At 60.3% G+C, this 12036-nt stretch carries 10 protein-coding genes; 7 read left to right on the plus strand and 3 right to left on the minus strand.

The annotated features are described in order from the left end of the window. Positions 1-21: 21 nt before the first annotated feature. Positions 22-1245 carry a calcium-binding protein gene (locus ACST81_RS16025; RefSeq protein ID WP_438749152.1) on the minus strand — a complete coding sequence of 408 codons (1224 nt, stop codon included), beginning with the start codon at positions 1243-1245 and terminating at the stop codon, positions 22-24. Between the two features lie 76 nt (positions 1246-1321). After that, the gene (locus tag ACST81_RS16030) at positions 1322-2422 is read right to left on the minus strand and encodes a COX15/CtaA family protein (RefSeq protein ID WP_438753607.1); all 1101 of its coding nucleotides are present in this window, start codon (positions 2420-2422) and stop codon (positions 1322-1324) included. A 181-nt stretch (positions 2423-2603) separates the two neighbouring features. Between ACST81_RS16030 and ACST81_RS16035 the strand changes: the two genes are divergently transcribed. The 3 genes from ACST81_RS16035 (at position 2604) to ACST81_RS16045 (ending at position 4981) form a co-directional block, all read left to right on the plus strand. Next, entirely contained in the window at positions 2604-2816 is a 213-nt protein-coding gene (locus ACST81_RS16035) for a DUF2842 domain-containing protein (RefSeq protein ID WP_438749153.1), read from the plus strand. A gap of 14 nt (positions 2817-2830) precedes the next feature. Further along, on the plus strand, positions 2831-3574 hold the full coding sequence (locus ACST81_RS16040; RefSeq protein WP_438749154.1) for a metallophosphoesterase family protein: 744 nt from the start codon (positions 2831-2833) through the stop codon (positions 3572-3574). A gap of 138 nt (positions 3575-3712) precedes the next feature. Beyond that, a complete protein-coding gene (locus tag ACST81_RS16045; protein ID WP_438749155.1) occupies positions 3713-4981 on the plus strand; it encodes a GNAT family N-acetyltransferase in 1269 nt (422 codons plus the stop codon). Positions 4982-4994: 13 nt separating this feature from the next. Here the strand turns inward: ACST81_RS16045 and ACST81_RS16050 are convergent, their stop codons facing one another. Then, the gene (locus ACST81_RS16050; protein ID WP_438749156.1) at positions 4995-7136 is read right to left on the minus strand and encodes a GumC family protein; all 2142 of its coding nucleotides are present in this window, start codon (positions 7134-7136) and stop codon (positions 4995-4997) included. Positions 7137-7351: 215 nt separating this feature from the next. Here ACST81_RS16050 and ACST81_RS16055 point away from each other — a divergent pair, with 215 nt between their 5' ends. The 4 genes from ACST81_RS16055 to ACST81_RS16070 are packed head-to-tail and all read left to right on the plus strand — an operon-like array spanning position 7352 to position 11990. Continuing rightward, entirely contained in the window at positions 7352-7921 is a 570-nt protein-coding gene (locus ACST81_RS16055; RefSeq protein WP_438749157.1) for a polysaccharide biosynthesis/export family protein, read from the plus strand. Between the two features lie 5 nt (positions 7922-7926). After that, on the plus strand, positions 7927-9102 hold the full coding sequence (locus ACST81_RS16060; RefSeq protein ID WP_438749158.1) for a glycosyltransferase family 4 protein: 1176 nt from the start codon (positions 7927-7929) through the stop codon (positions 9100-9102). A 57-nt stretch (positions 9103-9159) separates the two neighbouring features. Then, positions 9160-10722 (plus strand): undecaprenyl-phosphate glucose phosphotransferase, encoded by a 1563-nt coding sequence (locus ACST81_RS16065; RefSeq protein WP_438749159.1) that lies wholly within the window; start codon positions 9160-9162, stop codon positions 10720-10722. Continuing rightward, entirely contained in the window at positions 10719-11990 is a 1272-nt protein-coding gene (locus ACST81_RS16070; protein ID WP_438749160.1) for an O-antigen ligase family protein, read from the plus strand. The genes ACST81_RS16065 and ACST81_RS16070 overlap by 4 nt, the downstream gene beginning before the upstream one ends. Positions 11991-12036: the final 46 nt, after the last annotated feature.

Genomic DNA, 12036 nt, shown 5'->3' on the forward strand with positions numbered 1-12036 from the left:
CGCCGGCTCGCATCAGGACCGCTATTCGAACATGAAGTCCGAGGTGGTCAGCTTGGCGACCTTCAGGTCTTCGATGATCAGCTTGCCGTGACCGAAATCGATCAGCACGTCGTCTCCCGACTGGGTGATCTTCAGGTCGGCTTTCGAGTCGATATCGCCGTAATTCCGGAAGAAGATCTTGTCCTCGCCGTCGGTGAACGTCCTGACAGTATCGGTGCCGATATTCTTGCCGCCGCGATCGCGGAAAATGAAGAGATCGTCCGTACCTTTGGTGCCGTAGAGCGTGTCGTTTCCGAGCTGCCCCTCCAGCCGGTCGCTGGCGCCACCATTGCCCTTGATGACGTCATTGCCGGCGCCACCGCGAAGATAGTTGTTCTTGGAATTGCCGATGATCGTATCGTTGAATTGCCCACCGGAGACTTCCTCGATATTCTTGATCGTATCGCGGTCGCCGAATCCGTCTATGGCATAGCCTTTCGACAGATCGACCGTGACCTTGCCTTTCCCTCCCCTGCCGGCGTCGCCCCAATAGCTGACGGTATCGAAATTGCCGGCGCCACCGTCGATGATATCGGCACCGGCAAGCCCCTGAAAATCATCGTCGCGGCTGGAGCCGAGGAATGTATCGACGTAATTGGTGCCACGAACGCTCTCGATGCTGATCAGCGTGTCCTTGCCGCCCCAGGCGTCGGTGACGATGCCCGTTTGCATGTTGACCTTGATGCCCTTGTTCGGAAACCAGCCGCTGTAGAACCCTTGGGAGAAATCGACCTCATCCCAGCCGGCACCGCCGTCGTAGGTATCCGAGCCCATGAAGTCCTTGATGTAATCGTCGCCAGCACCGGCCTTGACCTTGTCGTTGCCAGCACCGGTGTCAATGTCGTTCGCCTTGGCGCTGCCGGTGATCGTATCGTTTCCCGACAGGACGAGCCCCTTGGCTTCGTACAGGTTGTCTGCCCGGAAAAGATAACCTCGAATGCTCAATCCATCGACTTGATAGATTGCTTTTCCGGAACTGTTGAATGCATCGATCCCGGTGATCGTTCCTCCGGTGATGGCACCGTTATCGATTTTCAACGACGTGCCGGAAAGAACGAGTTTTTTCGTTCCGCCTGCTTCGATGCCCGCGAAGGTAAATGTGATCGATTTTCCATCCTTGCTCGCCGCAAGCGTGAAATCGTGCCATTCAGAAAACAGGTCCCAAAAATATTCGGTGGAATATTTCGTGTAGGTCACGGTCGCCATAGTTACCCCCGGTTAATCACTGAATTAGAATTCCATCATAAAGCGGGTGGTGAAAAAATGATAGGGCGATGCTGCCCTATTGGGTGAAGATGACGGTATTGCGCGGATATTCGCCGATGAAGCCGCGCCAGTGGGCGATGGAAAAACCGAGCACGACCAGCGCCCCGCCCTGATGCGCCACGCCCCAACCGACCGGGACCTGCAAAATCAGGGTGGTAATCCCGATCAGGGCCTGAAGCGTCACCAGCACGAACAGGAGAACGGAGCGGCGCGCATGGGTCGTCTCCGGTGCGCTGCGCAGCGAGGCGATCATATGCATCAGGGCGAAGGCCCAGAGCACATAGGCGCCGATCCGGTGGACGAACTGCACGGTCTTCGGATTTTCGAACAGGTTGACCCAGAAAGGTTGCTGGATGAACAGGTCACCCGGCACCAGCGATCCGTCCATCAGCGGCCAGGTATTGTAGCTCAAGCCAGCATCAAGGCCGGCGACCAGCGCGCCGAGATAGATCTGGAACAGCGCCATGCAGGCGATGATCGCAGCCATTTTCCTTGAGCGGTCGGTTGGCGCGGCATCATCCGCGTGTGGTGCAAGGCCGCGTCCGATCCAGATGCAAGACATGAAGATGAGACAGGCGATAACAAGATGGGTCGCCAGCCGATACTGGCTGACCTCGGTGCGTTCCGACAGGCCCGAAGAGACCATCCACCAGCCGATGAAACCCTGGAAACCGCCCAGCGCCAGAATACCGATCAGCGGCAGTTTCAGGCGCGGCTCGATCTGGCCCCTGATCCAGAACCAGGCAAGCGGCAGCGCGAAGATGATCCCGATCGAACGGGCCAGCAGCCGATGCGCCCATTCCCACCAGAAAATCGCCTTGAAGCCTTCGACGGTCATGCCCTGGTTGATTTGCTCATATTGCGGAATCTGCTTGTAAAGCTCGAACTCTTCCTGCCATTCGGCGGCGTTGAGCGGCGGAATGACGCCATGGATAGGCTTCCATTGTGTGATCGACAGCCCGGATTCTGTGAGCCGCGTCGCGCCGCCCACCAGCACGAGCGCAAACAGGGCCAGCACGACGATGCCGAGCCAGATCCGGATATGGGTCCGGTTGCGGCTGATCATATCGATCTCGCCGTGAAGCTGCTGTTCCCGCGCCAAATCCGCACTCGCCATCACGGCCTCCGTGTTCTTCAAAAGCATGCTCTGCCCACCTTTGGGCGATTTGTCTCAAGACGCATGCGTCAAAAGCGTTGATTTGCACGAGAGCGCCATGCAAAACAAGACTTACCCCTTTGCGGCATGCCGTCGCGGCCAAACGGCAGGACGGCGAAACCCGCCAACGTGAAAGACCGAAATGCCCCTACGCCTCAGAAAACTGATCGGCACCGTCCTGATCGTCATCCTCGTTATCGTCTATGCGTTGGCGGCAACCACCTTTGCCTCGCTGCTGCTTGGCGCTTCGCCGTGGTGGGTGCATCTCCTCTATTTCTTCTTCACCGGCCTGCTATGGGTCCTGCCAGCCATGCTGATCATCAAGTGGATGGAAAAGCCCGTCAAACCGCGTTGAACAGGAGGCCCCGCATGAGAGTAGCAGTGATTGCCGATATCCACGGCAACGACTTGGCCCTTGAAGCGGTGCTTGCCGATATCGATGCGCAAGGGATCGACGACGTGGTCAATCTCGGCGATCACCTGAGTGGCCCACTCAATGCCGCGCGCACGGCAGACCTTCTGATCGCCCGGAATTTTCCCTCCATCCGCGGCAATCACGACCGTTGGCTTGTCACTCGCGATCCCGCCGAGATGGGCCGTTGGGACCGCGCCGCCCATGACGAATTGCAGCCCCGCCACCTCGACTGGCTGCGCACATTACCATCGACGCTTGTCCATCGCGGCGAACTCTTCCTTTGCCACGGCACGCCGCATGATGACCTGGTCTACTGGCTGGAAGATCTGACGCCGGAAGGTATCGTGCACATGTCGACGCGCGAACGTATCGAAACTTTCGCGACGGGAATCGATTATCCGGTCATCCTCTGCGGCCACACCCATATTCCGCGTGCTGTCCGGCTTGCGGATGGACGTCTGATCGTCAATCCCGGCAGCGTCGGCTGCCCCGGCTATGACGATGACGAACCGGTATTTCACAAGGTCGAAACCGGATCGCCGGATGCATCCTACGCCATCCTGACAAAAGCCGGCGACCGTTGGGACGTGACCTTCCGCCGCCTGTCCTACGATCACATGGTCATGTCTCGCCTCGCCTATACCCGAGGTGACCGGGAGTGGGCAAATGCGCTTGCCAGCGGATGGGTCACTGACTGAAATCCGGCTTTATTCTTTCGGTAACCGAATTTGCCGAAATCGCGCACAAGCACAAGCGGACCTGTCCAATTTAAATGAAAGTAAGGGCATGTTCGGGCTAGATGCGATGGTCAGCAGCATTCGGAAAACCAGGCGAACATGACGGACGTGGACTTCAACTTGATGCCCGTGAACGAGGCTCGCCGCCGCGTCTGGCATGCGCGCCGCGAAAAGACGCAGGACATCACGGTAACGCATGACCTCAAGCTGTCCATTCACGTCAGTATGGAAGCTCTCGAAGCCGACTGGCGCGTGCTGGAAACATCCGGCGCCACCTCGCTGCATCAGGGCTTCGACTGGTGCAGGGCTTGGGCCAGGACCCATGACAACCAGGTTCTGCTTGTGCGCGGCAGCATCGACCAGCGCACCGTCTTCATCCTGCCGCTGGAACTCGTCCGGGGCCGTTTCTTCTGCACCGCGCGCTTTCTCGGCTCGCCGCACAGCAACATGAACACCGGCATTTTCGCCGAGGATTTCGATCCGATTTCCTGCAAGAAGCTCGCTACCGCCCTGATCGCCGATCTATCGGCCAAGCTGTCACGCGTCGCCGATATCGTCACGCTGGAAAAAATGCCATTCGACTGGCGCGGCGTCCGCCATCCGCTGTCGTCCCTGCCCGCCGTACGCAACCAGAATTCCTCGTTCCAGCTGCCGCTCCTCGACAGTTTCGAAGCAACTCTTTCGCAGATCAACGCGAAGCGACGTCGCAAGAAATTCCGCGTTTCGGAAAAGCGTCTGGAGGCGCTCGGCGGCTACGAGCACATTGTAGCCACGACGCATGAGGAACGACGCCGGATCCTCGATCTGTTCTTCGAGCAGAAGGCCATCCGCTTCAAGGCGCTTGGCTTGCCCAACGTTTTCCAGGACAGAGAAACGCAAGCCTTCTTCCATGCGCTCGCGGCCCTCGGGCCGACGCAGAATGGACAGCCGCTGGAGTTGAACGCCATTCGCCTGAAGGGCGAGCATGCAGGACGCATCGTCGCGATCGCCGGCCTGTCGCGCAAGGGTGACCATGTGATCTGCCAGTTCGGCTCGATCGACGAAGACATTGCCGCCGACAGCAGCCCGGGCGAACTGCTATTCTACCTGATGATCCAGAAATGCAATGCCGACGGCGTCAAGGTCTTCGATTTCGGCATAGGCGACCAGGCCTATAAACGCTCCTGGTGCACCACGGAGACGATCCAGCGCGATATCGTGCTGCCGCTCACCTTGCGGGGACGACTGGCGGCGGGTGCCCATCGCGCCGTCGTTCGCGCCAAGGCCTCGATCAAGAAGAACAAACGTGCCTATGCCTTTCTGCAGCGTGTGCGCCAGCAACGGCAGGCGCCCGGAATGCAGCCATCGGCCGAGACCGACACGGATTGAGGCTCGGTATTTCTCAGGCCGCTCGGCGGCCTGAATTTCCCGACGTCGGATAGCCCGTCCCCGTCATCAGCACGATATCGCCGAAACCGGCCTCGCCGAAGCCCGTAATGAGTTCGACGATTTCCTCGTTCGTGACGGACGGCGCGGAGATGATGATTTCGGCATCCTTCGTCCGGTTTACCCGGCGAACCGCGTCGATATCGGCCGGTCCGCACTCGATCAGCACCGTATCATAGGCGTTGGTGAGCGCATCGATGATCATCTGCAACCGCTCGATGCCGCGCATGGCAAGCGCCGGATCGGCGTCGCCCTGCGGAATGACATGCGCGTCCGACAGACGGTCGGCATGGATCGTTTCGGTGAACGGCACTTCGCCGACAAGCAGATTGGTGATGCCCGCGAGACCCGGAGCCTGCGCCATCAGGCGGGTCGGATAGGCCGAGCCGGTGAGATCGATCAGGACGATCTTGCGCCCCTCCTCCGCCACCAACCGCGCCAGCATGACCGTGTGCATCGAGCCCTTGTCGCCGGCCGGAGATACGGAGATCGCCACGCGGATATCGTCGCCGCACAGATGTTCGGCAACGGATGCGATCGAGAAATCGTCCTCGGTTTGCTCAGAACTCTCAACGGGTGCGACCTGCGGCTCGATGGGCACCCGTTCGGTTGCGGGAGCAGGCTGCGCCTGAACGGATACCGCAACGGACTCGCGCTTTTCTCCTTCCACCAAGGGTCCTTGCGCCACACCGACCGGACGCAGCGCACGGCCGCTGAACAATTCGGACAGCATGATGACGACACAACTGACGAGGAAGCTCGCGAGGGCCGCGACGATGGTGATCGGCAGAACTTTCGGGAATTGCGCCTCGGTTGGCACGACGGCCTGTGAAATGACGCGGGCATCGGCGGGCGCCGCATCCGCTTCGCTACGGGACGTCGCCTCGCGATAGCGGGCAAGATAGGTTTCCAGGAGCTGGCGCTGGGCAACCGCCTCGCGCTCCAGAGCACGCAGGCCGACTTCGTCCTCGCCGGCCTTGGCCGAGCTTGCCTTCAGGGTGTTGAGCTGGGCGACCAGCTGGCGCTCGCGCAATTGCGAGACGCTCGCTTCATTTTCCAGGCTGCCGAGGATCTTCTTCGTCTCGCTGGTGATCTGCGCCCGGATACCCTGAAGCTGCGCCTTCAGCGCCTTCAGCCGAGGATGGCCGTCGAGCAACGTCGTCGACAGATCGGCGACCTGTCCCTGGACGTTCGATTCGGTTTCCTTGAGACGCTGGATCATTGGCGATGCGACAATGTCGTTCAGCGTATCGACGGCCCGCCCGTTGGCGAGTGCCGTACGCACGCCTTCCGCGCGCGCCTCGGCATTGGCGCGTTCGCCGCGCACGCGGGCAAGCTCGGTCGAAATGTCATTCAGCTGCTTGGTGACGAAGGTGCCGCCGCTCTCGCCGGTCAGAAGCAAATCCGACGATCCCCGGTATTCAGCCACCTTGGCTTCGGCGTCACGCACCTTTTCGCGCAGGTTGGCGATCTCCGGCTCCAGCCAGCGGCTGGCTTCCGAATTGGAATCAAGCTTGGCGCCACTCTGCAGCGACAGGAAGACCTTGGCCATTTCATTTGGAATCTCAGCAGCCAGCTTCGGGTCCTTGGATGTGAACTGAATGGCGATGACGCGCGATTTCTCGACCTGGTAGACCTGCAGCTTTTCTTGGAACTCCTTCAACACACGTTCTTCCGGCGGCAGGTCGAGCGGGTTCTTCTTGATCCCCAGCATCACCAGAATATCGGAGATCGCGGACGGGTTCGCCGTCGGATCGAATTCGGGAAGCTCGTACAGCTTCATTTCGCGGGCAACCTGCTTGATCAGGTCGATCGAGCGGAGGACTTGCACCTGGCTGGAAATACCGGATTCGTCGAACGGGCTGTCGGTGGTCTGAGGCGCGGCCTGATTGTTGCCGCTGAACGCGGGCTGACGTGATTCGATCAGCAGCCGGGTTTCCGACTGATACTGCGGAGACATCAGGCTGGCGCCGGTAAAAGCCAGGCCAGCAAAGACAACGGTCGCCATCAGCACCCTGCCCCGCCGACGCCAGATGGCGCGGAAAAGCCCGCCGAGATCGATATCTACATCCTGATGACCGCCGTTGACGCTCGACATGCGCTTACTCCGAACCTGCACAACTCATGCCACCGTAAACAAACATGGTAACGCAAGGGTTAATGGAGACGGTCGTCGAAAGCCGGTGCGCAAAGGAAAAAGTCGGGCCGAATGAGCCGGCGCGCGCGAAAATCTACGCCGCCTTTACCGCCTATTAACCCTAACGGATTGATAACATCAGGCCATGAACATGGTTTCCGGAGCGTGAGAGCCCAATGACGTCCGCACGATTGAAAACAGGTATTGTCCTGGCCGCACTGTGCCTCGCCCTGTCGGGCTGCAGCAGCTATCAGCCGGCGCCGAAGGCTTTCAGCGAAGCGACGATCCAGCCCTACCGTATCGACAGCGGCGACAAGCTGCGCATCAACGTCTTCGAGCAGGCGGGCCTCAGCGGCAGCTACACGGTCGACCAGGCCGGCTATGTCGCTTTCCCGCTGATTGGCGCCGTACCATCGCGTGGCCATACGCTGCCTGAAATGGAAACGATGATCGCCAGCAAGCTGCGTCAAGGCTATCTGCGCGATCCCGACGTGACGATCGAAGTCGATCGCTATCGTTCCGTTTTCATCATGGGTGAAGTCGGGCAGGCCGGCCAATATTCCTACGTGCCGGGCATGACCGTGCAGAACGCCATTGCTGTCGCTGGCGGTTACTCGCCGCGCGCCAACCAGGCCAATGTCGATGTCACGCGCAAGATCAACGGTCGTACCCTGACGGGCCGGGTCTCGATTTCCGATCCGATCATGGCAGGCGACACGATTTACGTCCGCGAACGACTGTTCTGACAGTTATGCCGGATCCCCGCCCGCTGCGCATCATTCACTGCTTCAGGTCGCCTGTTGGTGGAATTTTCCGCCACGTGCGCGATCTGGCGGAGGCGCAAGCCAAAGCGGGTCACGAGATCGGCATCCTGTGCGACAGCACGACGGGGGGAAAGTACGAAGACAAGCTTTTCGACGAGATCAGGCCGTTTCTGGCGCTTGGTCTCGTCCGACTGCCGATCCGCCGCTCCATCGGCATCGCGGATGTGGCGGCGTTATACAGGAGTTTTAAGGAAATCAGAAGTTTGCAGCCGGATATCCTGCATGGACACGGCGCCAAGGGTGGCGTCCTGTCCCGGATTATCGGCTCAGCCTTGCGGGTGAACAGGTATTGCGTTGCCCGCATCTATTCGCCGCATGGCGGCAGCCTGCACTATGACAGGAAAACCCTCTCCGGGAAGATGGTCTTCCTGCTGGAGCGGTTTCAGGAAATGTTCACCGACGCGATCGTCTTCGTCTGCGACTTCGAGCGCGATACCTATGTCGCCAAGGTCGGCAAACCGCGCACGCGCAGCGAGCGCATCTATAACGGCATCAACGACCGTGACTTCGAGACCGTCCATGCACGGCCGGACGCGGTCGACTTTCTCTATATCGGCATGCTGCGCGACCTGAAGGGGCCGGACCTCTTTATCGACGCCTTCGCCAGGACCGAGCGAATCGTCGGTCGGCCGCTATCGGCGATGATGATCGGCGACGGGCCGCAAAAGGCGGAATACGAACAGATGATGCTGGAGCGCGGTCTCGGCCGCCGCATCGAGATGCTGCCGGCAATGAAGGCGCGCGACGCCTTCGCCTTCACCCGCAATGTCGTGGTGCCCTCGCGGGCCGAATCCATGCCCTATATCGTGCTTGAAGCGCTGGCGGGCCGCAAACCGGTGATCGCCTCGCGTGTCGGCGGCATTCCGGAAGTGCTGGGTCCGGACAATGCCGCGCTCGTGGCGCCAGACGATGCAGAAGCGCTTGCCGCTGCCATGACCAGCGCTCTTACCGATTCCGACTGGGCCGCCCGGGTCATGCCCGAAGCGGAGGGTTTCAAGGCGAAATTCTCCACATCGACGATGGCTGACGGCGTCACCCGCCTCTACCACGATATTGTGCCGGAATCGTCCCGCGCAAACGAAGTTCCGGCCCCGCGCTCGTAAGCGTTTCTTAGTGCCTTTCTGTTATCCCGAAGGGACTCAATCGGCCGGGCGGATATCATGAACCAGATCGACAAACCGGAAACTTTCGACACCGAAGCGCTCAAGAGGAAAATTTCCGAGATCCGGACCTTCGCGCCGGGCGAGAAACCCGACACCGGGCCTGTCCGCGAACTCAATCCGCTCGCCCGGACGATCGCGTCGCAGTTCCGCACTGACACCTATTCGCCCAGCATGATCATCGGCCTGATGCGGCTGCTGGAATTCACCGCGCTGTTTGCAATCGGCTACGCCATCCACATGATCTACGTGGCGCCGAAGCTTGAAGATTGGCTGGGCTACTGCGCCCTGATCGCCGGCGGTTCCGTCATGACGGTCGCGTTCCTGCAATTGTGCGATGGTTATCAGGTTCCCACGCTGCGGTCTGCCGCGCGCGCCCTGCCCCGGTTGATCGGCTGCTGGACACTCGCCTTCGCCTCGATGGCACTCGTCCTGTTCCTGATGAAGATCGGCGGCACGTTCTCCCGCTTCTCGTTCACGCTGTGGTATGCCCTCGGCGCTGCTTTCCTGATCGCGGAACGCGCCTTCATTGCCTTTTCGATCCGCCGCTGGGCACGTAACGGCATCATGGAGCGCCGCGCCGTCATCGTCGGCGGTGGTCAGCCTGCCAAGGACCTGATCCGCTCGCTCGAACAGCAGAGCGACAACGATATTCGCATCTGCGGCATCTTCGATGATCGCGACGAGCGCCGCTCACCGGGCATCATTGCCGGCTATCCCAAGCTCGGCACCGTCGCGGAACTGGTGGATTTCGCGCGCCTGACCCGCATCGACATGCTCATCATCGCCCTGCCGCTCTCGGCGGAAAAACGTATCCTCGAGCTTCTGAAGAAACTCTGGATCCTACCGGCGGATATTCGCCTTGCCGCGCATGCCAACAATCTCAGGTTCCGCCCGCGCAGCTATTCTCATGTCGGCCAGGTGCCGATGCTCGATATCTTCGACAAGCCGATCGCCGACTGGGATTCGGTCGCCAAGCGCATCTTCGACATCTTCTTCAGCATCGTCGCGCTCGTCATGCTCTGGCCGGTCTTCATCGGTGCGGCTATAGCCGTTAAGGTCACCTCGCCCGGCCCGATCATCTTCAAGCAGAAGCGCCACGGCTTCAACAACGAGCAGATCGATGTCTACAAGTTCCGCTCCATGTACACCAACATGAGCGACCCGACGGCCCGAAACGCCGTCACCAAGGGTGATCCGCGCGTGACACCAGTTGGCCGCTTCCTGCGCAAGTCGTCGATCGACGAACTGCCGCAAATCTTCAACGTGCTGCGCGGACAACTCTCGCTCGTCGGCCCGCGCCCGCATGCCGTTCTTGCCCAGACCGCCGACCGCACCTATTCGGACGTCGTCGAAGGCTATTTCGCCCGTCACCGCGTCAAGCCCGGCGTTACTGGCTGGGCACAGATCAACGGCTGGCGCGGCGAGATCGACAATGACGAGAAGATCCGGTTCCGCACTGCCTTCGACCTCTATTACATCGAAAACTGGTCGCTTTGGCTGGATTTGAAAATCCTGTTCCTGACGCCGATCCGGCTTCTCAACACGGAAAATGCCTATTGAGCACGATCCCGGCCACGCCGGCGGCGGTTTTCCGGCCGCAGCTTGCCACTGTTGCCATCCTCGGCTCGGCCATGGTGACGTTCGGCGTTTTCCTGTCGGGCTTCGTCATCGCCGAACCGGCACCTTACGAACTCTTCATGGCGGGGCTGATCGGCATCTGGTTCATCTTCGGCCTGAAGATTTCGCGCACCGTCGCGCCACTGCTTGCCCTTCTGATCCTGTTCATGACTGGCGGCCTCCTGTCGCTGACCGTCATGCACGATCTGGCGACCGGTCCCATGTATATGGCCGTGTCAGGCTTCCTTTGCATGACCTCCGTTTTCTATGCTGCCATCATCGAGGCGCGGCATGAGCGGCTGAAACTGATCTTCAACGCCTGGGTCGGCGCCGGCGTCATCACCTCCTTGCTCGGCATTCTCGGCTATTTCGGCGCCATACCGGGCGGCGAGGCCTTCACGCTCTACGACCGGGCCAAGGGCGCCTTTCAGGATCCGAACGTGTTCGGGCCGTTCCTCGTCGCGCCGTCGCTCTATCTGATGTACCGGCTTCTGACCGAGCGCATCACCACCGCTCCGGTCAAGGCGGTGGCGATCCTGATCATGGCGCTCGGCCTGTTCCTGTCCTTCTCCCGCGCCGCCTGGGCGCTTTACCTGTTCTGCGCCTGCGCGCTTGTGCTCGTCATGCTGCTCAAGGAGCGGACCGGTGCGTTCCGGCTGAAGATACTAGTGATCGCCCTTGGCGGTGCGATCGGAATGGTCGTTGCTCTCGTCATCGCCCTGCAGATTCCTCAGGTCTCCGACCTCTTCTCCAACCGCACGCAGCTCGTGCAGGAATATGACGGCGGCCATCTCGGCCGCTTCGACCGCCACAAGATCGGCTTCCTGATGTCGATGGAAAAACCGCTCGGCATCGGGCCGATGGTGTTCAGCCAGATATTCCCCGAAGACGAGCACAATATCTGGCTGAAAAGCCTGACTTCCTACGGCTGGCTGGGTTTCGTATCCTATGTCACGCTGATCGTCTGGACGATCTCGATGGGCTTCCGGTTCCTGCTGTTGAACAGACCATGGCAGCCCTATCTGATGATTTCCTGGATCGTGCTGATCGGCCACACCGCCATCGGCAATGTCATCGACACCGATCACTGGCGACATTTCTTTCTGCTGCTCGGCATCGTCTGGGGCTGCGGGGCGCTGGAATATCGTTACCGGCGCGGTATCTCGGTCACTCGCTCGCAGAGTTCAACGCCATCGCCAACGCAGTGTTAAGGTCAACGTCGTAGAGATGGCACGGACCGACTTTCGATCGTAGCGG

Source organism: Pararhizobium sp. O133 (assembly GCF_051669845.1).
GTDB lineage: Bacteria > Pseudomonadota > Alphaproteobacteria > Rhizobiales > Rhizobiaceae > Pararhizobium.

Excerpts from the sequence above, each read along its gene's own strand:
- ACST81_RS16025 (WP_438749152.1), bottom strand. The coding sequence starts at position 1,245 with ATGGCGACCGTGACCTACACGAAATATTCCACCGAATATTTTTGGGAC.
- ACST81_RS16040 (WP_438749154.1), top strand. The coding sequence starts at position 2,831 with ATGAGAGTAGCAGTGATTGCCGATATCCACGGCAACGACTTGGCCCTT.
- ACST81_RS16065 (WP_438749159.1), top strand. The coding sequence starts at position 9,160 with ATGAACCAGATCGACAAACCGGAAACTTTCGACACCGAAGCGCTCAAG.
- ACST81_RS16045 (WP_438749155.1), top strand. The coding sequence starts at position 3,713 with ATGACGGACGTGGACTTCAACTTGATGCCCGTGAACGAGGCTCGCCGC.
- ACST81_RS16035 (WP_438749153.1), top strand. The coding sequence starts at position 2,604 with ATGCCCCTACGCCTCAGAAAACTGATCGGCACCGTCCTGATCGTCATC.
- ACST81_RS16060 (WP_438749158.1), top strand. The coding sequence starts at position 7,927 with ATGCCGGATCCCCGCCCGCTGCGCATCATTCACTGCTTCAGGTCGCCT.
- ACST81_RS16050 (WP_438749156.1), bottom strand. The coding sequence starts at position 7,136 with ATGTCGAGCGTCAACGGCGGTCATCAGGATGTAGATATCGATCTCGGC.
- ACST81_RS16055 (WP_438749157.1), top strand. The coding sequence starts at position 7,352 with ATGACGTCCGCACGATTGAAAACAGGTATTGTCCTGGCCGCACTGTGC.
- ACST81_RS16030 (WP_438753607.1), bottom strand. The coding sequence starts at position 2,422 with ATGGCGAGTGCGGATTTGGCGCGGGAACAGCAGCTTCACGGCGAGATC.